At 66.2% G+C, this 19,906-nt stretch carries 17 protein-coding genes; 9 read left to right on the top strand and 8 right to left on the bottom strand.

The window, feature by feature from the left end; genetic code table 11:
• Positions 1–5: 5 nt before the first annotated feature.
• Positions 6–1,052: a quinolinate synthase NadA gene (gene nadA / locus AB0T83_RS13440; protein ID WP_366193657.1), complete on the bottom strand. Its 1,047-nt coding sequence runs from the start codon at positions 1,050–1,052 to the stop codon at positions 6–8.
• A 254-nt stretch (positions 1,053–1,306) separates the two neighbouring features.
• On the opposite strand from nadA, the gene AB0T83_RS13435 reads away from it, so the two are divergent.
• From AB0T83_RS13435 to AB0T83_RS13400, 8 genes are all read left to right on the top strand, one after another.
• Positions 1,307–1,822 (top strand): DUF2478 domain-containing protein, encoded by a 516-nt coding sequence (locus AB0T83_RS13435; protein ID WP_366193655.1) that lies wholly within the window; start codon positions 1,307–1,309, stop codon positions 1,820–1,822.
• 157 nt (positions 1,823–1,979) lie between these two features.
• Positions 1,980–2,537, top strand: coding sequence for a helix-turn-helix domain-containing protein (locus AB0T83_RS13430; RefSeq protein WP_366193654.1), 558 nt, complete (start codon positions 1,980–1,982; stop codon positions 2,535–2,537).
• 12 nt (positions 2,538–2,549) lie between these two features.
• A complete protein-coding gene (locus AB0T83_RS13425) occupies positions 2,550–4,997 on the top strand; it encodes a GcvT family protein (RefSeq protein ID WP_366193652.1) in 2,448 nt (815 codons plus the stop codon).
• Between the two features lie 17 nt (positions 4,998–5,014).
• Entirely contained in the window at positions 5,015–6,559 is a 1,545-nt protein-coding gene (locus AB0T83_RS13420; protein WP_366193651.1) for a trimethylamine methyltransferase family protein, read from the top strand.
• Between the two features lie 16 nt (positions 6,560–6,575).
• Positions 6,576–9,020 (top strand): GcvT family protein, encoded by a 2,445-nt coding sequence (locus AB0T83_RS13415; RefSeq protein ID WP_366193649.1) that lies wholly within the window; start codon positions 6,576–6,578, stop codon positions 9,018–9,020.
• 147 nt (positions 9,021–9,167) lie between these two features.
• Positions 9,168–9,626 (top strand): acyl-CoA thioesterase, encoded by a 459-nt coding sequence (locus AB0T83_RS13410; protein WP_366193648.1) that lies wholly within the window; start codon positions 9,168–9,170, stop codon positions 9,624–9,626.
• Between the two features lie 96 nt (positions 9,627–9,722).
• Positions 9,723–11,006, top strand: coding sequence for a cation:proton antiporter (locus tag AB0T83_RS13405; RefSeq protein ID WP_366193647.1), 1,284 nt, complete (start codon positions 9,723–9,725; stop codon positions 11,004–11,006).
• Positions 11,003–12,619 (top strand): glutamate synthase-related protein, encoded by a 1,617-nt coding sequence (locus tag AB0T83_RS13400; RefSeq protein ID WP_366193646.1) that lies wholly within the window; start codon positions 11,003–11,005, stop codon positions 12,617–12,619. The genes AB0T83_RS13405 and AB0T83_RS13400 overlap by 4 nt, the downstream gene beginning before the upstream one ends.
• On the opposite strand, the gene AB0T83_RS13395 is transcribed toward AB0T83_RS13400, so the two are convergent.
• The 6 genes from AB0T83_RS13395 to AB0T83_RS13370 all read right to left on the bottom strand — a co-directional run bounded on the left by AB0T83_RS13395 (position 12,616) and on the right by AB0T83_RS13370 (position 17,842).
• Positions 12,616–14,346 (bottom strand): PHA/PHB synthase family protein, encoded by a 1,731-nt coding sequence (locus AB0T83_RS13395; protein ID WP_366193645.1) that lies wholly within the window; start codon positions 14,344–14,346, stop codon positions 12,616–12,618. The genes AB0T83_RS13400 and AB0T83_RS13395 overlap by 4 nt on opposite strands.
• A gap of 132 nt (positions 14,347–14,478) precedes the next feature.
• Entirely contained in the window at positions 14,479–14,685 is a 207-nt protein-coding gene (locus AB0T83_RS13390; RefSeq protein ID WP_366193644.1) for a hypothetical protein, read from the bottom strand.
• Positions 14,682–15,437 carry a hypothetical protein gene (locus tag AB0T83_RS13385; RefSeq protein WP_366193642.1) on the bottom strand — a complete coding sequence of 252 codons (756 nt, stop codon included), beginning with the start codon at positions 15,435–15,437 and terminating at the stop codon, positions 14,682–14,684. Before AB0T83_RS13385 ends, AB0T83_RS13390 begins: the two co-directional genes overlap by 4 nt.
• Positions 15,434–16,474 carry a Rieske 2Fe-2S domain-containing protein gene (locus AB0T83_RS13380; protein ID WP_366193641.1) on the bottom strand — a complete coding sequence of 347 codons (1,041 nt, stop codon included), beginning with the start codon at positions 16,472–16,474 and terminating at the stop codon, positions 15,434–15,436. Before AB0T83_RS13380 ends, AB0T83_RS13385 begins: the two co-directional genes overlap by 4 nt.
• Complete coding sequence (locus AB0T83_RS13375; protein ID WP_366193640.1) at positions 16,471–16,830, bottom strand: hypothetical protein; 360 nt, start codon at positions 16,828–16,830, stop codon at positions 16,471–16,473. Before AB0T83_RS13375 ends, AB0T83_RS13380 begins: the two co-directional genes overlap by 4 nt.
• Before the next feature lie 106 nt (positions 16,831–16,936).
• A complete protein-coding gene (locus tag AB0T83_RS13370) occupies positions 16,937–17,842 on the bottom strand; it encodes a glycerophosphodiester phosphodiesterase family protein (protein ID WP_366193639.1) in 906 nt (301 codons plus the stop codon).
• Between the two features lie 206 nt (positions 17,843–18,048).
• Between AB0T83_RS13370 and AB0T83_RS13365 the strand changes: the two genes are divergently transcribed.
• Complete coding sequence (locus AB0T83_RS13365; protein ID WP_366193638.1) at positions 18,049–19,194, top strand: NAD(P)/FAD-dependent oxidoreductase; 1,146 nt, start codon at positions 18,049–18,051, stop codon at positions 19,192–19,194.
• A gap of 69 nt (positions 19,195–19,263) precedes the next feature.
• On the opposite strand, the gene AB0T83_RS13360 is transcribed toward AB0T83_RS13365, so the two are convergent.
• Positions 19,264–19,872 carry a VPLPA-CTERM sorting domain-containing protein gene (locus AB0T83_RS13360; protein ID WP_366193637.1) on the bottom strand — a complete coding sequence of 203 codons (609 nt, stop codon included), beginning with the start codon at positions 19,870–19,872 and terminating at the stop codon, positions 19,264–19,266.
• Positions 19,873–19,906 lie beyond the last annotated feature (34 nt).

The following is a 19,906-nucleotide window of genomic DNA, read 5'->3' as shown; positions in this document are numbered from 1 at the left end:
CCCGATCAGCCTTGCAGCTTGCGGCTCAGGTCGATCATCCGCTCGACAGCGCGGCGGGCCCCGTCGGCAACGGCGGGATCGACGGTCACCTCGGGGCTCATGGTGTGCAGCGACCACAGCACCTTTTCCAGCGTGATCTTCTTCATGTAGGGGCACATGTTGCAGGGCTTGGCGAAATCCACTTCCGGAAGTTCGTCAGCGATATTGCTGGCCATCGAACATTCGGTCACCAGCATGGCGCGCGCGGGTTTCTCGGCATGAACCCAGTCGATGATGCCCTTGGTCGAGCCGGTGAAATCGGCCTCGGCCACAACCTCGGGTGTGCATTCGGGATGCGCGATGATCTTCAGCCCCGGCATGTTCTCGCGGTAGGCGCGCAGGTCTTCGGGGGTGTAAAGCTCGTGCACGATGCACGAGCCGTCCCAGAACACCACGTTCTTGCTGCTTTCATTGGCCACGTTCTGCGCCAGGTACTTGTCGGGCGTCATGATGACCGTGTCGGACTCCATCGCCTCGACGATCTGCAAGGCGTTGGACGAGGTGCAACAGATGTCCGAGGCCGCTTTCACCTCGGCGGTGGTGTTCACGTAAGACACCACCGGCGCGCCGGGATATTTGGCGCGCATCTGGGCGACACCCTCGGCGGTGATGCTTTCGGCCAGCGAACAGCCCGCTTGCGGGTCGGGGATCAGCACCGTTTTCGAGGGGTTCAGCACCTTCGAGGTCTCGGCCATGAAATGCACGCCGCATTGCACGATCACCGGGGCTTCGACCTCGGTCGCCTTGATCGCCAGTTGCAAGCTGTCGCCGACAAAATCGGCGATGCCGTGATAGATCTCGGGCGTCATGTAGTTATGCGCCAGGATGACAGCGTTGCGTTCCTTCTTCAGGCGGTTGATCTCGGCTACATAGGGCGCGTGGATCGCCCATTCGGGCGGCGAGATCACGCGCGAGGTGCGCGCATATATCTCTTCGGTCGCGGCGGCCTTTTCAAGCGAAGGGGCAAGGTCGTAGTGCCGGGACAATTCGGCGGTGATCTGGCTTGTCTGCACGGACGGTGGTCTCCGGAAGCGTGGACATGGGTGCCGCAGGGGCACGGATCGGGTCAGTCTCTTGCGCGGGCTTTGGCGCAACAATATATCGTGCCGGCCCAGTGGTAGATCGGAAGGCGTTTGCATAGCCAGAATGTGGCGAAAGGTAAACAGGGGATGACACAGCGCGGCCAAGCCGTTGCAACGGGGCAGCGAAGCCAACGCCCCGAGATTAGCCCATTGCCGCAAGGCCTTCTGCCGCTTATGTTTTGGCCATGAAGATCGCCTATATCTCCTCCGCCGACCGGGGCGGCACCGACCGCCTTCTGGAACAGTTTGCCGAGCGTCTGCAAGCCCGTGGCGCGCGCCTGTGCGGGATCGTGCAGACCAACACCGACTGCGGCCCCGGCCCCTGCGACATGGATGTGCGCGTCTTGCCTGACGGGCCGATTATCCGCATTTCCCAAAGCCTTGGACCACAGGCGCGGGGCTGCAGGTTGGACACATCGGCGCTGGAGCACTCGGTAGCCGCCACCGAAAACAGCTTCGATGCGGGCGCCGATCTGCTGATCCTGAACAAGTTCGGCAAGCATGAGGCGGACGGGCGCGGCTTTCGCACCATGATCGCGCGCGCCATATCCGAGGATGTGCCGGTGTTACTGGCGGTCAACGGGCTGAACCTGCCGGCCTTCGAGGCGTTTGCCGACGGGATGGCGCGGCGGGTTGATGCCGATCTTGAGGCGCTGACGGCCTGGTTCGAAAGCCTCGGCGCGACCGACGAGGTGGCCTGACCTCGCCGCAGGGCGACGCGATTCCCCTCGGGTACAATCGACACCGGGCCAATCTGCGCCGGGCAACGTCTGTTGCGACCCTGCCAGGATCAAATGTTCCATTTGACAGGACGTGAATAATGATGTGAATTTTTCATATCGTTTTTCAGGAGTCGCCATGCTGAAACGTCCCACCCTCGGCGCCGACCTGCGCGCCCTGCGCAAGACGCGGGGGCTGACCTTGGCCGATCTGGCCAGCCGCATCGGCAAATCCGTCGGCTGGCTGAGCCAGGTGGAGCGCAACATCACCCGGCCCGCGACCGGGGACCTGGAGTGCATCGCCGATCGGCTGGGCGTGCCGCTGTCGCTGCTGACCGGCCCCGCGCCCCATGCCCCCGACGAACACGGCCGCATCGTGCGCGCCAGCGGCCGCCGCCGCATCGGCCCCATGGAAGGCGGGTTAAGCGAGGAGCTTCTCTCCCCCGATCTGACCGACAGCTTCGAGATGATCCGCTCGACCTTCGCGCCGGGCAGCACCTCGGACGGCACCCTGCGCCGCGAAACGCAGGAAGTGGGGTTCATGATCTCGGGGCAACTGGCGCTCTGGATCGACGGCCACGCCTTCACGGTCGGTCCCGGCGACAGCTTCCGCATCCGGCATCAGCCCTTCCGCTGGTCCAATCCCTTCGACGATCCGGCCGTCGCGGTCTGGGTCATCTCTCCACCCGTCTACTGAGAAAGGCGTCCCATGGCAGATCTTCCTTCAACGGCGCGTGTGGTCATCATCGGCGGCGGTGTGATCGGCGCGTCTTGCCTGTATCACCTTGCCAAGCGCGGCTGGTCGGATTGCGTGTTGCTGGAGAAGAACGAACTAACGGCGGGCTCCACATGGCACGCGGCGGGCAACGTGCCGACGTTTTCGAACTCATGGTCGATCATGAACATGCAGCGGTATTCGACCGAGCTTTATGCCCGGCTGGGGGCCGAGGTCGACTATCCGATGAACTATCATCAAAGCGGCTCGATCCGGCTGGCCCATACGCCCGAGCGGATGCAGGAGTTTCAGCGCGCCTGCGCCATGGGCCGCTATCAGGGCATTGCCATGGAGATCTGGACCCCCGAACAGGCCAAGGCGCACTATCCGTTTCTGGAAACCCACGATCTGGCGGGGGTTCTGTACGATCCCACCGACGGAGACATCGACCCCGCGCAGGTAACGCAGGCGCTGGCCAGGGGCGCGCGGCAGATGGGGGCGCGGATCCACCGCTTCTGTCCGGCCACCGGCGTGACCCAACGGCCCGACTCCGGCTGGATCGTGCACACCGATCAGGGCGATATCGCCTGTGACTACGTGGTGAATGCCGCCGGATACTATGCGCAGCGGGTCGGCGACTGGTTTCTTCCCTATGGCGGCCGCCGGGTGCCGATGATGGTGATGAGCCACCAGTATCTGCTGACCGACGAAGTGCCCGAGGTCGAAGCCTGGTCCAAGGCAAATGGCGGCAAGCTGCCGCTGCTGCGTGACGTGGATGTGTCCTACTACCTTCGGCAGGAAAAGCACGGCTTCAACCTTGGCCCTTATGAGCCCAACTGCCGCGCCCATTGGGTGGATGACGCCGACCCCATGCCCGAAGATTTCAGCTTCCAGCTCTGGTCTGACGATCTGGACCGGATCGAGGATATCGTGGTCGATGCCATGGCGCGGGTGCCGCTGATGGCCAACGCGGGCGTGTCGCGCGTCATCAACGGGCCGATCCCCTATGCGCCCGACGGATTGCCGCTGATCGGCCCCATGCCCGGTGTCAGGAACGCCTTCGAGGCCTGTGTCTTCACCTTCGGCATCGCCCAGGGTGGCGGCGCGGGCAAGGTGCTGTCGGAATGGGTCGTCGATGGCCGCACCGAATGGGACATGTGGTCCTGCGATCCGCGCCGCTTCACCGATTACACCGATCCAGACTATTGCGTGCAAAAGGGGATGGAGGTGTACGGCAATGAATACGCCATCCACTTCCCGCACCAAGAATGGCCCGCCGGGCGGGATCGCAAGCTGTCGCCGAACCACGCCCGGATCGTCGCGGAGGGCGGCCAGATGGGCGTCTACAACGGGTGGGAGCGCGCCAATTGGTTCGCTCGGCCCGGCGATGACACCTCGCAAGCCGCGACCAAGACCTGGGCACGGAACGGCCCGTGGGAGGCTCGGGTCCGCGAAGAATGCGAGGCCGTCCGCGATGGCGTCGGGGTGATCGACTTGTGCGGGTTCTCGCGCTTCAGCCTGTCGGGTGCGGGCGCGGCGGACTGGCTGCGCGGACGCATCACCGGGGCGCTGCCGAAAGTCGGGCGGCTCAACCTGATCTATTTCGCCGACGTCCGGGGCCGGATCGTGACCGAGATGTCCTGCATCCGCCAGGCCGAGGACGATTTCCTGCTGATGACCGCCGCCCTTGCGCAATGGCACGATTTTGAGCTGCTGTGGCGCGCGCTGCCCGAAGGGCTGGTGCTGCGCGACCTGTCTGCCGAGAGCGCGACGATGCTGGTGACCGGACCGCAATCGCGCGACCTGCTGGGACGGATTGCACAGGCCGACCTGTCGCAAGGCTGGCTGACCCATCAGGCCGCCCGCGTTGCCGGGCAGGACTGTCTGCTGGTGCGGGTCTCTTTCGCCGGGGAACTGGGCTGGGAGGTGCATTGCCCCATGTCCGCCGGGGCGGCGATTTACGATGCGCTGCGGGCCGAGGGCGCCACGCCGGTCGGGATGTATGCGCTCAACAGCCTGCGGATCGAGAAAGGCTATCGCAGCTGGAAAGGCGACCTGTCGTCGGATTATTCCCTGCTGGAGGCCGGGCTGGGCCGCTTCGTGAAACTGGACAAGCCACAGGACTTTCCCGGCAAGCAGGCCTTGCAGGCCGAACACCAACGTGGGGCCGCGAAGGCCTTTGTCACGCTGGTGGTCGATGCCGGGGACTGTGACGCGCCTTACATGTCCTGCATCTGGAAGGACGGGCAGATCGTGGGCGAAACCACCTCTGCCGCCTATGGCTACCGGGTCGGAGCGGCGATCGCGCTTGGCATGGTGCGCGCCGACTGCGCCGTGCCGGGGACAGAGCTGGAGGTCGAGATTTTCGGGTCGCGCCACAAGGCGCGGGTGCAACCGGACGGCCCGCTTTGGGATCCGGACAACGCCCTCCTGCGGGCCTGACGGTGGCGGCGCGCGGGATGGCTGCCCCCCCCGGAAGGCGGCGCGGCGGCGGACGGGCTGCAAGGCTGTCGGCGCGCGCGGCCCCGCTGCCCGCGGACCTGCGCCCGGTGCGGCCGGGATTGGACGGCGGGCGCTACAAGGTGCTGGACGACGCCGATGTGATCCGCATCCACACCGCCGCGCTGGACGCGCTGGAACAGATCGGTCTGGCCAATGCTCCTGCCTCGGGGGTTGATCTTCTGACCGGAGCCAGGGCCATTTTGGGCCCCGATGGCCGCCTGCGGTTTCCCCGCGCGCTGGTCGAGGACATGCTGGCCTGCGCGGCCAAGGCGGTGGTCCTGCCGGGGCGCGATCCGGCTTTTGATCTGGACGTCTCCGGCAACCGGGTGCATTTCGGCACCGCCGGGGCTGCCGTGCATGTGGTGGACCCAGTCACGCTGGACTACCGCGAAAGCACGACGCAGGATCTCTATGATGCCGCGCGGCTGGTGCAGGCGCTGGACAACGTGCATTTCTTCCAGCGGCCCATGGTGTGCCGGGACATCACCGACAACTTCGAACTGGATACCAACACCATCTATGCGGCCTGCGCCGGCACCACCAAGCACATCGGCACCAGTTTCGTCGGACCCGACACTCTGCCGGGCTGTCTGGAGCTTCTGTATCTGATCGCGGGCGGCGAGGCGGCCTTTCGGGCGCGGCCCTTCGTGTCGAACTCCAATTGCTTCGTGGTGCCACCGATGACTTTCGCCACCGAAAGCTGCGAGGTGATGGAGATCTGTGTCCGGGCCGGGATGCCGGTACTGCTGCTGTCCGCCGGGCAGGCCGGGGCCACGGCCCCTGCGCCCATCGCGACAGCCGTGGTGCAGGCGGTGGCCGAATGTCTGGCCGGCGTGGTTTATGTCAACGCCATCTGTCCCGGCGCGCCGGCGATCTTCGGCACCTGGCCCTTCGTGTCGGACCTGCGCACCGGGGCCATGTCCGGCGGCTCGGGCGAGCAGGCGCTGCTGACCGCCGCCTGCGCCCAGATGCACAAGTTCTATGGCCTGCCGGGCGGGGCGGCGGCGGGCATTGCCGACGCCAAGCTGCCCGACATGCAGGCAGGGTGGGAGCAGGCGATCTCGAACACCATGGCCGGGCTGTCAGGGCTGAACATGGTCTATGAGGCCGTCGGGATGCATGCCTCGCTGCTGGGGTTCTGCATGGAGAGCCTGGTTCTGGGCAATGATCTTCTGGGGCAGGTTCTGCGCTGTGTGCGCGGCATCGAAGTCACCGACGAGACCGTCAGCATCGATGTCATGAAAGCCGTCTGCCTGGGCGGGCCGGGGCATTATCTGGGGCAGGATCAGACCCTGAAGCTGATGCAAAGCGAATATGTCTACCCCGATGTCGCCAACCGCATGAGCCCCAAGGAATGGGTCGAGGCCGGGCAGCCGCAACTGCTGGATCAGGCTCGCGCCCGCAAGGAGGCGATCCTGGCCAGTGCGCCGCATCTTCTGTCCCGCGATCTTGAGACCCGTCTGAAATCCCGCTTCAACCTTGTGACCCTGTCCCACAACTGACGGAGGCCGTCGCCGCATGTCGCTGCCCACCCAAGCCCGCGTTGTCATCATCGGAGGCGGCGTCATCGGCTGCTCCGTCGCCTATCACCTGTCCAAACAGGGCTGGACCGACGTGGTTCTGCTGGAACGCAAGCAACTGACCAGCGGCACCACATGGCATGCCGCCGGGCTGATCGCGCAATTGCGGGCCACGCGCAACATGACCCGGCTGGCGAAATACTCGCAAGAGCTCTACGGCGCGCTGGAAGCCGAGACCGGCGTCGCCACCGGCTTTCGCCGGTGCGGCTCGATCACCGTGGCCCTGACCGACGAACGCCGCGAAGAGATCCTGCGCCAGGCCTCGATGGCGCGGGCCTTCGGGGTGGAGGTCGAGGAGATTTCGCCGGACGAGGTGGCAGATCGCTATCCGCATCTGAACATCGACGGCGTCACCGCCGGCGTCTGGCTGCCCCGCGACGGGCAGGGCGATCCGGCCAATATCGCGCTGGCGCTGGCCAGGGGCGCGCGCCAGATGGGCGCGCAGGTGGCCGAACGGACCAAGGTGACCGGCGTGGCGCGCGATGGCCGCCGTGTCACCGGCGTGGATTGGGTGGGGGAAGACGGGAGCAGCGGCCACACCGCCTGCGACCATGTCGTGAACTGCGCCGGGATGTGGGGCCATCAGGTGGGCCGGATGCTGGGCACCAATGTGCCGCTGCACGCCTGCGAGCATTTCTACATCGTCACCGAAAGCATCCCCGGCCTGACCAGCCTGCCGGTGCTGCGGGTGCCCGATGAATGCGCCTATTACAAGGAAGACGCGGGCAAGATCCTGCTGGGCGCCTTCGAGCCGCAGGCCAAGCCCTGGGCCATGGACGGCATCCCCGACAGTTTCGAGTTCGATCAACTGCCCGAGGATTTCGACCATTTCGAACCGATCCTCGAAGCCGCCGTGAACCGGATGCCGATGCTGGCCGAGGCGGGCATTCACACGTTCTTCAACGGTCCCGAAAGCTTCACGCCGGACGATGCCTATCACCTGGGCCTTGCGCCCGAGATGGACAATGTCTGGGTGGCCGCCGGGTTCAACTCCATCGGCATCCAGTCGGCGGGCGGGGCGGGCATGGCGCTGGCGCAATGGATGGACGCGGGTGAGAAACCCTTCGATCTGGGCGACGTGGATATTTCCCGGATGCAACCGTTTCAAGGCAACCGGCACTATCTGTTCGAACGATCGAAGGAAACGCTCGGTCTGCTCTATGCCGACCATTTCCCCTATCGCCAGAAAGCCAAGGCACGCGGCATCCGCCGGTCGCCCTTCCATCACCATTTGCAAGAGCGCGGCGCGGTGTTTGGCGAACTGGCGGGATGGGAGCGTGCCAATTGGTTCGCCCGCGCCGGGCAGGCGCGCGCCTATGACTATTCGTGGCAACGGCAGAACTGGTTTGCCAACGCCGCCGCCGAACATCGGGCTGTGCGTGAGAACGTCGGGCTGTACGACATGTCCTCCTTCGGCAAGATCCGGGTCGAAGGCCCGGAGGCCGAGGCTTTCCTGAACCATGTGGGCGGCGGCGATGTCTCGGGTCCCGTGGGCAAGATCACCTACACCCAGTTCCTGAACCCCGCCGGCGGGATCGAGGCGGATGTGACCGTCACCCGCCTGTCGGAAACAGCCTATCTGGTGGTAACCCCTGCTGCCACGCGGCTGGCCGACCAGACATGGCTGGCAAGGCACCGGGGCGATTTCCGCGTCACCCTGACCGACATGACCGCCGCCGAGGGCGTGCTGGCGGTGATGGGACCGATGTCGCGGGCCTTGCTGGAACGGGTCTCGCCCAATGATTTCACCAATGCGGCCAACCCGTTTGGCACCGCGCAGGAGATCGAACTGGGCATGGGTCTGGCCCGCGCCCACAGGGTCAGCTACGTGGGGGAACTGGGCTGGGAGATCTACGTCTCTGCCGACATGGCCGGCCACGCCTTCGAAACCCTCTGGGACGCCGGGCAGGAGCTGAACTTGACCCTATGCGGGCTGCACATGATGGACAGTTGCCGCATGGAAAAGGGCTTTCGCCATTTCGGCCATGACATCACCTGCGAGGATCACGTGCTGGAGGCCGGGCTGGGATTTGCCGTGAAAACGGAAAAACCCGGTTTCATCGGCCGCGACGCGGTGCTGCGCAAACGCGAGACCGGGCTGCAGAACCGGCTGGTGCAGTTCAGACTGACCGATCCCGAACCGATGCTGTATCACGCCGAGCCGATCCTGCGCGACGGGGCAGTCGTGGGGCATCTGACCTCGGGCGCCTATGGCCATCATTTGGGCGCGGCCATGGGGATGGGCTATGTGCCCTGCGCCGGGGAAAGCGCGGCGCAGGTGCTGGCCTCGACCTATGAGATCGAGGTTGCGGGCGTGCGCGTCAGGGCCGAAGCCAGCCTTGCGCCCTTCTATGATCCCAAGGGCACGCGCCTGCGCGGCTGAGGAAGGACCACAGGCCAGAGCCACTGCCAACTTGCGCCACCCCCGGTTTACGGCAATGCTGCGGCCAAAGGGGCGGTGTCGCCGCCCCCTGATTTCAAGCGTTTGGCGTGGCTTGTCCGCGTCGGGGATAGCGGGAGGCATTCGGGCATGAGCGACAGACAGACACCTTCCACGCGGGACCGGTTTCACGTGTTCCGCCCGCTTCAGACCCGCTGGATGGACACGGACGTCTACGGCCATGTGAACAATGTCATCCATTATTCGCTGTTCGACACGGCGGTGAACGGCTGGCTGATGGAGGAGGGTCTGCTGGATCCGCGCACTTCGGACAGTTACGGGCTGGTGGTGGAAACCGGCTGCCGCTATTTCGCCGAACTGCGCTTTCCCGACCTCGTGACCGCCGGGCTGCGCATCGGCAAGCTGGGCAACAGCTCGGTCCGGTTCGAGATCGGGCTGTTTGCCAACGACGATCAGACTGCTGCCGCCGAGGGCTTTTTCGTCCATGTCTACGTGCGCCGCGACACCCACCGTCCCACCGCCATCGACGGCAAGCGCCGCGCCGCCTTCGAAGCCCTGATGGACGACACGGCACATCGACCGGGGTGATCGCATTTCGTTCAGCTATCGTGACTTAGCGAAAGCGCCCGTTGACGGTATCGTCGGCGAAACACCCGGTGTGAGCGCCGGAAGGAAGGAACCGGGATGGGATTGATCCTGCTGTGCTTGGTCACCGCTGCCTACTGCATGTTCGGCAAGCGGCTGGAACGGACGATGGTGACCGGCCCGATGATCTTCATCGCGCTCGGCGTCGTCCTGAACCAGGCGGGGCTGTACGATGCGGTCTATGGCGAAGAAGCCCTGCATGTGGTGGCCGAACTGGCGCTGATCCTGCTGCTGTTTCTGGACGCTGCCCAGACCAACCTGCGCGTGTTGGCCCGCAGCCATCAATGGCCCGTGCGCATGTTGCTGCTGGGGCTGCCGCTGGCCTGGCTGCTGGGGGCGGGGGCCATTCACCTGATCCTGCCCGACTGGCCGCTGATCTTCGCGCTGCTGATGGCCGCCATCCTGACCCCCACGGATGCCGCCCTGGGGCAGGCGGTGGTGTCGAACCCCGACGTGCCGGAACGTCCGCGCCGGGCGCTGACCGTGGAAAGCGGCCTGAACGATGGTCTGGCGCTGCCGCTGATCCTGTTGCTGGCCTCGATCGCCGGATCCATCGTCACCAACGACGCGCGCGACTGGGCCATCTTCGGGATGAAGCAACTGACGCTCGGGCCGCTGGCGGGCATCGCCATTGGCTGGCTGGGCGGGCGGTTGCTGATCTGGGCCAAGGATACCCGCGCCACGTCGAAAGCATATGAGGGCATCGGCGCCATCGCGCTGGCCACAGGCACCTATCTGCTGGCCGATCTGATCGGCGGCAACGGCTTCATCGCGGCCTTTACCGGCGGGCTGGTCTTTGGCCATGTGGTCAAGGACCGGTGCCACTTCGTCTATGAATTCACCGAGAACGAGGGCCAGATGCTGGCCTGGGGCGCCTTTTTCCTGCTGGGGGTCACGCTGGTGCCCGATGCGCTGCCGCACCTGGGGCTGGGCGAACTGGCGGTGATCCTGGCCAGCCTGTTCATCACAAGGCCGCTGGCGATCTGGCTGTCGCTGGCGGGCACCGATGCCTCGCCCATGACCAAAGTCTTCTTCGGCTGGTTCGGCCCGCGCGGTCTGGCCACGGCGCTGTTTGCCTTCACGGTGATGCCCGATATCGGAGCGGAATGGGGTGAAAAGATCCTGTTTCTTGCCATCAACACGGTCTGGATCAGCGCGCTTCTGCACGGGCTGACCGCCGTGCCCGCCGCCCGCGCCTATGCCGCGCGCCTGTCGGAACTGACGCCCAAGGCCGAACTGACCCCGATCAAGGCTTCGGCCAAACCGCTGCGCACCCGCTATCTGCGCCCCCGAAACGTCCCCCGCTCAGGAGAGAACCCATGAAGAAGATCCAGATTGCCCGTTACGACGACCTGCCCGACCGCGACCCGCAATATGCGCTGGTCGGAGAGGTCGATCTGGTGGTGGTGCGCTTTGACGACGAGGTCTCGGTCTTCTATGGCCGCTGCCTGCACCGCGGCGCGCTGATGTCGGACGGGTTCGTGCGCGGGCGCAACCTGATCTGCGGCGTCCACGACTGGGACTACCGGCTGGACACCGGCGTGTCGGAATACGCCAACGAGGAAAAGCTGCCGAAGTTCACCTGCTGGGTCGAGGCCGGCAATATCGTCGTCGATGAGGACGAGATCCTGGCCTGGCAGCAGGACAACCCCCAGCCGTTCAACCGCGACGCCTATCTGGGGCTTTACGCCGACACCTCCCATGGCACCGAGGAAGAACCCTATGCCGGGCTGATCCAGGCCTACGCCCGCAGCGGCCTGAAAAAGACCGGCCATCACGGCGCGGTGGAGGCCATGGGCGTGCCGCGCACGCAGCTGCCCGATTGGGACGACATCCAGCTCCTGACGGCGCAATTGCACCGTGCGCCGCTGCTGGACGACGACGCCGTCGGCACCGAGGTGGTGATCGGCCCCAACTGCGCCAAGCCGCTGACCCTGAAGATCCCGCTGTTCGTGTCGGACATGAGCTTTGGCGCGCTGTCGGAACCGGCGAAACTGTCGCTGGCGCGCGGCGCGGAACTGGCGGGCACCGGTATCTGCTCGGGCGAGGGCGGCATGCTGCCCGAAGAGCAGCAGATGAACTCGCGCTATTTCTACGAACTGGCCTCGGCCCGTTTCGGGTTCGACTGGGACAAGCTGGCCCGCGTGCAGGCGTTTCACTTCAAGGGTGGTCAGGGCGCCAAGACCGGCACTGGCGGCCATCTGCCGGGCAAGAAGGTGGTGGGCAAGATCGCCGAGGTTCGGGGTCTGGAGGAAGGCACCGATGCGATCTCGCCGCCACGCTTTCCGGATTGGACGGAACCGCGCCAGATCAAGGACTTCGCCGACGAAGTTCGCGTACGAACCGGGGGCATTCCCATCGGCTACAAGCTGAGCGCCCAGCACATCGAGAAGGACATCGACGCCGCCCTTGAAGTGGGCGTGGACTATATCATCCTCGACGGGCGCGGCGGCGGCACCGGAGCCGCGCCGATCCTGTTCCGCGACAATATCTCGGTGCCGACAATCCCGGCGCTGGCGCGTGCGCGGCTGCATCTGGATGTGCTGGGCCGGTCCGATGTGACGCTGGTCATCACCGGCGGGCTGCGCAAACCGGCGGATTTCATCAAGGCACTGGCGCTTGGCGCCGATGCGGTGGCGCTGTCGAACTCGGCCATGCAGGCCATCGGCTGCATCGCCATGCGCGCCTGCCACACCAACAACTGCCCGGTCGGCATCGCCACCCAGAAGCCCGAACTGGTCAACCGGCTGGTGGTCGAGAAATCCGCGCGGCGGCTGGCCAATTTCTTCGAGGCCGCCACCGAACTGATGCAAGTCATGGCCCGCGCCTGCGGTCACGACCATCTGTCGAAATTCAACGCCGACGACCTGACCACCTGGAAGCGCGAGATGTCGGATCTGACCGGTATCCCCTATGGCGGGCTTGGCCGGCCCTAGCGCTGCAGCACATAGCTGCCCGGTGCGGGCATCAGCGGGGCCAGACCCTCGGCGCGGTTGCCCATGGGCGGCGGTGCCACCGTTTCGGGCGCGGACTTGCCCGCCAGCCAGTCGGCCCAGGCCGTCCACCACGCGCCGTCGATCTGCGGATGCCCTTCCTGCCAGCTGTCGGGGTCCATATAGCGCCGTCCGACCGGGCGGTGTCCCATCCGGTAGTGCCGGTGCGGCTTGCCCGGCACGCTGAGAATACCGCCATTGTGGCCGCCGCTGGTCAGCACGAAGGACAGGTCGGATTCGGTGAACAGCGTCGCCTTGTAGACCGACCGCCACGGCGCGATGTGATCCTGTTCCGTGCCGACCACGAAGAAGGGGGCCGTGATGTCACGCAGCGCGATGACCCGGCCTTCAACTGCGAACCGTCCCGCGGTCAGCCGGTTTTCCAGGAACAGCCCGCGCAGGTATTCGGCGTGCATCCGGTAGGGCATTCGCGTCGCATCGGCGTTCCAGGCCGAGATGTCGAACTCATGCTCTTCCTCGCCCAGGAAATACCGGCGCACGGCGCGGGTCCAGACCAGATCTTGCGCACGCAGCATCTGGAAAGCGCCGGCCATCTGCTTCTGGTCCAGCACGCCCTGATCCCACATCATGTCCTCAAGAAAGGCGACCTGGCTTTCGTCCATGAACATCATCAGCTCGCCCGCTTCCGAAAAGTCGGTCTGTGCGGCCAGCAGCGTGATCGAGGCCAGCCGGTCATCGCCATCGCGCGCCATGGTGGCCGCCGCGATCGACAGGATGGTGCCGCCCAGACAGTAGCCGCAGGCGTGCACGCGCGCTGGCCCGTTGATCCTGCGCACCGCGTCCAGCGCCACCATGACCCCCATCCGGCGATAATCCTCCAGCCCCAGATTGCGATCTTCGGGCGTCGGGTTGCGCCACGAGATGCAAAAGACCGTGAAGCCCTGCGCCACCAGCCAGCCGATCAGCGAATTGGTCTGGCTGAGATCGAGGATGTAGTATTTCATGATCCACGCGGGCACGATCAGGATCGGCTCGGCATGGACCCGTTCGGTCTGCGGGCTGTATTGCAGCAATTCGATCAGATGGTTGCGGAACACCACCTGTCCGGGGGTGACGGCCAGGTTGCGGCCGACCTGAAACGCCTCGGACGGGGCCTGCGGATCGTTGCGCAACTGCGCGGCCACGTCACTCACCGCGTTCTGCATCCCCGTGACCAGATTGGCGCCGCCGGTGGCGCGGGTGCGGTTCAGGATCTCGGGGTTCAGCATCGGAGAGTTCGACGGAGACACCATGTCCAGCACTTGCCGGGCCATGAAGTTCACTCGATCAACGCTGCGCGGCCGCATTCCGCGAATGCCCCAGGTCGCATGGTTCCACCAGTCCTCTTGCGACAGATACCAGTTCTTCCAGATGCGATAGGGATAGTCGTTCCACGCCGGATCCCGGAACCGGTGATCGCCGGGGGCGGGGGTGAACCCCTCGTCCAGCCCGGCGCTGGCCATCATCGCCCGCGTGGTGTTCCGGATCGCCCGTTCGGTCAGATCCCAGCGGCGGCCGGGGGCATAGGCGAGATGTGCCGCCCAGTCTGCCCAGGCCGCGCGCGCGGCATTCGGAGAGATCCCCCGCGTGATCCGCGCGGCGGCGACACGGGTGGCACGGTCCAGCGTGTCATGGGTGTGGGGGTCGGCGGTGGCAAGGGGGTCGGACATCACGGGCATCCTTGGCAATCGGGGGCGGCCCACGGACGAGTGTCCGGCAGGGGCAGACCGACCTTAGCAGCCCCGGCAAAAGCCAGTGATGATGTGTGTCAAATCCACGGCCCCCGCCGTGGAAAGACTGCGTTATCGCCGGATTTTCGACCACAGCGCCTTGATCCGCTCCAACAGGCTGTCCAGCAGGCTCAGGGCCAGCACCGCGCCGGACAACAGGATGATATAGCGGTATTCCCACCAGAAACTGCCGCGCAGCAGGTCGATGTTCTCATAGGCCCACCAGATGCCGCCGCAGGCCGCGACGGTCAGCGCCGCACCAATCACCCGCCCGATCATGGTGCCGCCTTCAGGGTTTCGGGATCGATGCGGAAGACATGCAGGGTGCCGCGTCGTTCCACCCGGCCCTCGACCTCGACCAGAATGGCAGTGTGATCGAGGATCGCCTCGGTCACCGGGCCGCCGTCCGCATCCGCCAGCAGGAAGAACTCGGCCCCGTCGACCTTGGCGGTCGAGACGAAGACCGGCGGCACGCCCCCGATCAGGCACAGGTTGGCACAGGCCTTGTGCGCAAGGCCGCGGCCGGGACGCATGGCGCCGGTCAGGCATTTCCCGTCGCAGATCTCGCCGGTGATGCGCCAGCGGCCCAGATCCACTGGCTCGGGCAGGGCGGCGGCGCCGTCCGCCGGTTTCAGGCCGTTGTCGCCACCGCTCAGTTGCATCCCCTTGATGTCGCCGCGCAGCAGGCGCACGCCTGAGATCTCGACCACCGCGCCATCGACAAGCGCGGCGCGGTCCTGCACGCCGCGCTTGCCAAACCCGCTGAGCAGCACGCTGTCGCCGGGGGCGTAGCCCTCGCTTTCGATCACATGCACCACCGGATAGGGCGCGGCTTGCATCACGCCGATGGCACTGGCCCGGCCCCGGAACGCGCCATCGCCGGGATCGTCCTGCGTTGCCGCCACCATGTAGCCCGCCAGCCCCAGCAACACGATCAGCCCCAGGCCAATGCCGATCATCAAGTCGCGCAGGGAAGCTGGCGTCTTGGCCCAGCCGATGAAGAACGGGTCGTCGTTTCCGGGGGTGCTCATGCCGGGTCTCCCACAGTCAACGGGTCCACCGCAGTGCCGGGCGGGTTGGCTTTGGCCGCGATCTCGATCACGCCGTCGCGCAGGCGCAGATTGTACGTCGGGACTTTTTCGGTGAAGGGTGCGGGCGAACAGCCGTCGCGCATCCGGTATTGGAACCCGTGCCACGGGCAGGTGACGCAACCGTCGATGATACGGCCTTCGCCCAGCGGTCCGCCTTGGTGGGCGCAGGCGTTGGACAGGGCCGAATAGGCGGTGCCATCGCGGAACACCGCCGCTCGGTCGCCGTCGGGCAGGCGGATGATCCGGGCACGCTGATCGGCGATGTCGCCCGGCGCGCAGACCGCCACCCAGTCGCCCTTGGCCCGGCGCCGTGACGGAGCCCGCCACCACGCCGCCAGATGCAGGACCGACACTGCCATCGCACCCGCCCCGAAGAAGATCGCGAAACCGGGGTTCTTCGCGTCCTGCAACGCCCCCAGCGCCACATGCGCCACCACCGCCAGATAGGCCGGATAGATCAGCAGGTGCAGCCGCTTCCAGACCGGTGCGCCCAGAAACGACAGCCAGAAATCGTGGCTGCTGGCGGCCAGCACCAGCAGGCACAGCAGCGCGAAGATGCCCAAAGCCTCGATCGGGAAGCCCAGAAGCTGCCCGTAAGAGGTGTTGGAGGCCAGCAGCGCCTCAAGCTGCGGCGTCGGCGCGAAGGCGAAATACCAGTTCACCACATAGACCGCGTGGGTCAGGGCCACCGCCGCGGTCAGCACGCCAAAATGGCGGCGGTTGTAGAGCAGCGGCAGAAACCGCCGGTCCAACCGCGCCAGCGGACCGATACACAGGATCAGGGTCAGCAGGAAATAGGCGCAGGAGCCGAAGGCCCGCATCCGCAGGATCGCCCCGTCCACCGGGCGCGTGGCGTCCGCCGCGCCGGCCCCATAGCCCAGAAACAGGGTCAGATAGGCCATCACCGCGGCCAGAAGCAGCCCGTCGTAGACCCATTTGTTGCGGTTCCACTGGACCGGCACGAAACGCACGCTCATTGCGGGGCCTCCAGCAGGGTGGCGGGCCGCTCGACCGGTCCGTCCTGACGCAGCACCAGCGCCCCGAACAGAACAACCGGGATCAGCAGCGCCAGCATCAGCGCGGCCAGATCCTGACCGCCGCGCGGCGGCAGATGCCGGGCGCAGGGATCGACCCGGCCCTTTTCCAGCCGCGCCCACCGCCACAGCACCAGCGGCCACAGCAGCACGGCGCCGGGCACCAGCATCGGGCGGACCAGCCAGCTGCCACGCAGGTTGGGCTCTACCCGGTCGGCGCCCCACAGCAGGAAGACCGCCGCGACAAGCCCGCCCGTGTAAAGATAGAACTGACCGATCAACAGGATAAATGCCGCCACAGGTGTCTCTCCCAATTCCCGCACGCACGCCGGAACGGGCGCGTTTCAACCGTTATAATCGAAGAACCCGCCCTTGCGGGGGCGCTCACGCAAGGTTGACCTTTCGTCAGGCGCGGCGCTGTTCCCCGGCTTGAAGGTGCAGCGCGCGACCGGGAAAATCGGTGATGGTGCCGGTGACGTCGAAGCCCATGACCCGCTCAAGATCCTCGGCGGTGTTGACGGTCCAGGGATAGACCTCCAGCCCGGCCCGGCGGGCAGCAGCGACCGAGGCCGCGGTGATCTGGGTGTGATAGGGCGCCCAGGCCACACCGCCGAGCGCGTCGATCATCTTCCACGGCTCGGGATCAAAGGATCCGACCAGCCAGGGCGAGCCCTCGTAGAAGTTCGGATATTCGCTGAGCGGATCGCTGCCCGTGTTGGTCAAATAGGATCGGGGCAGGTCCGGCGCGATGGCGGCGGCAAGGGCCAGCACGTTCCAGTCGAAGGATTGCAGCCGCATGCTGTCGCGCAGGGGATGGTGCTGCAACATCTCGCAAATCCGCGCCGCACAGCGATGCGCCACGTCCGAGAATGCCGGATCGGTGGGATCGGACTTGATCTCGATCAGGCCCAGCACCGGGCCGCTGTCTGCGGTGGCTGTCATCAGCTCCAGCAGATCCGCGAAGGTCGGCGTGTGCAGCCCGTCCCGCGCCACCTGATCGGGGAAGCGCAGGGCATAGGGCGTGCCGGGTTTCAGGCGGCCCACGTCATAGGATTGCACCTCGGCCAGGCTCAGATCGCGGATGTAGGGGCCGGGATCGGACACCCAATCGCCGTCCGGGCCGCGGGCAATCACCGGGCTGATGCGCGGATCATGGGTCACCACCGGCACCTCGTCGGCGGTCAGGAACACGTCGAATTCCAGGGCACGCACGCCCATGTCCAGGGTCTCGGCAAACCCCTCAAGGGTGTTTTCCGGCAGCACACCGCGCGCGCCCCGGTGGCCGATGATCGAGAATGGAGAAGGTGTCACGCTGGGCATCTCTGTATCTGGGACAAACGGGTCTGGTCGGGGTCTAAGGCAAGTTTGTATCAGCCGCGTTGCAAGTGAATGCTCATTTGGCGTCGCGTATCCATCAAAAACGACCCCCTGTGTCACGTTCCGTTGCGGCACGAATTTCAGGTGCTTGAACCTGCCCCGGCCAGACCGCATCATCGCGCAAACAAATGGGAGCCATCATGGGCACGGAGATTTTCGAGACCGATTGCGTGGTCATCGGGGCAGGGGTCGTCGGGCTGGCCGTGGCGCGCAGTCTTGCCCTGCGCGGGCGCGAGGTTCTGGTGTTGGAGCGCAACGCGGTGTTCGGCGAGGAAACCAGCGCCCGAAACTCCGAGGTCATCCATGCCGGGCTGGCCTATGCGGCAGGCTCACTGAAGGCGCGGCTGTGCGTCGAGGGCAAGGCGCAGCTCTATGCCTTCTGCGCGGCGCGCGGGGTGCCACACAAACGGTTGGGCAAGCTGATCGTCGCCACTCGTGACGCCGAATTGCCGGCGCTGGACCGGACCATCGCGCTGGCCGAAGGCGCCGGTCTGTTCGATCTGGAACCCCGCGACAGGGCCGAGGTCGCGGCGATGGAGCCGGAACTGACCTGTGTCGCGGCCCTCTGGTCGCCCTCCACAGGGGTGATCGACAGCCATGCCTTCATGCTGGCGCTGCTGGGCGAGGCCGAGGCGCAGGGCACCACCTTCGTGCCCAACAGCAAGGTCGCGGGCGGCCGGGTGCTGGGCGACGGGCGGATCGAGTTGGACATCGGCGGCGCGGAGCCGATGCGCCTGCACGCCGCCCATGTGATCAATTGCGCCGGGCTCTGGGCGCAGCAGGTCGCGGGCCGCATCGACGGGATTCCCGCCGACAGCATTCCCGGACAGGTGCTGGCCAAGGGCAGCTATTTCTCACTCAGCCACAAGGCGCCCTTCCGCCATCTGGTCTATCCTGCCCCGCCGGGGGATGGCTCTCTGGGCGTGCATCTGACGCTGGACATGGCCGGGCGCGCCAAGTTCGGCCCCGATATCGAGTTGCTGGACTGCGGCCCCGATGCGGTGGACTACCGCGTCGATCCGGGCAAGGCCGGGATGTTCACCGACGCCGTGCGCCGCTTCTGGCCCGGTCTGCCCGATGGCGCGCTGGTGCCCGATTATGCCGGATGCCGGCCCAAGCTGGCGGCGGGCGATGCCGGGCAAATCGACTTTCGGCTGGACGGGGCCAAGGTGCACGGGCTGGAGGGTCACGTGATGTGTTACGGGCTGGAAAGCCCGGCGCTGACCTCGGCGCTGGCGATTGCCGAGGTGGTCGCGGACAAGGCACTGGGACGACGCGCCGCCTGAGGCCAGACATGCGCAAGCCCGGCCTCAGGGACAGACCGGGCAGCACATGCCGCAACAGGCGGCGTCAGGTCAGGCGGAACGGCGGCGCGCGGCCAATCCCAACGCCCCAAGGGCGCCCAGCAACAGAACGGCGCCTGCGGGCAGCGGGATTGCCGCCGAGGTCGCCGCGTTCAGCCGAGTCGTTCCGAAGACCCCTGTGGTGGCCAGCGGGGCCGAGGCGGCGAAGGGCGTCGGCCCGAATTCGCCCATCAATGTCAGCACCGACAGCGGGCCGAACTCTCCGGCAGCCGCGCCGTTCAGGGTGGTGAACAGCAACTCGATCGTATCGTCGCCGGCGGTGTTCTCGGTGAAGGCGATCTGGCTGAGCGAGCCGTTCAGCCAGGCCGCCGCCCCATCCGCCACCGCCAGATCACCGCTGGTGAAACTGCCGTCAGCGGCGATGTCTGCCACCACGAACAGGCTCAGCCCGGTGGTGACCGGTGTGGTCGCCGTGCTGCCGCTGACAAGGCCGAAGACGCTGAAGCCGAAGAAATTCGCCATGTCCGCCGGGTCCGCATCCACCTGCGGGCTGGGCTTGACGGTGATGCCCGGCAGGGCGCTGGCCAGCGCGCCGCTGCCCGGTACGGCCAGCATGACGGCCAGTACCGGCAGCCATCGGGTCAGAAATCGAAAGGTCATGGTCATAGCTCCCTGAGATCCAAGAATAGCACAA

Source organism: Meridianimarinicoccus marinus (assembly GCF_040689105.1).
GTDB lineage: Bacteria > Pseudomonadota > Alphaproteobacteria > Rhodobacterales > Rhodobacteraceae > Meridianimarinicoccus > Meridianimarinicoccus marinus.
Note: the sequence above shows the minus strand (reverse complement) of the source record. Positions and strands in the feature narration are given on the sequence as shown.

Coding starts and splice junctions, on each gene's coding strand:
- AB0T83_RS13435 (WP_366193655.1), top strand. CDS start 1,307: ATGAAGATCGCCTATATCTCCTCCGCCGACCGGGGCGGCACCGACCGC.
- AB0T83_RS13430 (WP_366193654.1), top strand. CDS start 1,980: ATGCTGAAACGTCCCACCCTCGGCGCCGACCTGCGCGCCCTGCGCAAG.
- AB0T83_RS13425 (WP_366193652.1), top strand. CDS start 2,550: ATGGCAGATCTTCCTTCAACGGCGCGTGTGGTCATCATCGGCGGCGGT.
- AB0T83_RS13420 (WP_366193651.1), top strand. CDS start 5,015: ATGGCTGCCCCCCCCGGAAGGCGGCGCGGCGGCGGACGGGCTGCAAGG.
- AB0T83_RS13415 (WP_366193649.1), top strand. CDS start 6,576: ATGTCGCTGCCCACCCAAGCCCGCGTTGTCATCATCGGAGGCGGCGTC.
- AB0T83_RS13410 (WP_366193648.1), top strand. CDS start 9,168: ATGAGCGACAGACAGACACCTTCCACGCGGGACCGGTTTCACGTGTTC.
- AB0T83_RS13405 (WP_366193647.1), top strand. CDS start 9,723: ATGGGATTGATCCTGCTGTGCTTGGTCACCGCTGCCTACTGCATGTTC.
- AB0T83_RS13400 (WP_366193646.1), top strand. CDS start 11,003: ATGAAGAAGATCCAGATTGCCCGTTACGACGACCTGCCCGACCGCGAC.
- AB0T83_RS13395 (WP_366193645.1), bottom strand. CDS start 14,346: ATGTCCGACCCCCTTGCCACCGCCGACCCCCACACCCATGACACGCTG.
- AB0T83_RS13390 (WP_366193644.1), bottom strand. CDS start 14,685: ATGATCGGGCGGGTGATTGGTGCGGCGCTGACCGTCGCGGCCTGCGGC.
- AB0T83_RS13385 (WP_366193642.1), bottom strand. CDS start 15,437: ATGAGCACCCCCGGAAACGACGACCCGTTCTTCATCGGCTGGGCCAAG.
- AB0T83_RS13380 (WP_366193641.1), bottom strand. CDS start 16,474: ATGAGCGTGCGTTTCGTGCCGGTCCAGTGGAACCGCAACAAATGGGTC.
- AB0T83_RS13365 (WP_366193638.1), top strand. CDS start 18,049: ATGGGCACGGAGATTTTCGAGACCGATTGCGTGGTCATCGGGGCAGGG.
- AB0T83_RS13360 (WP_366193637.1), bottom strand. CDS start 19,872: ATGACCTTTCGATTTCTGACCCGATGGCTGCCGGTACTGGCCGTCATG.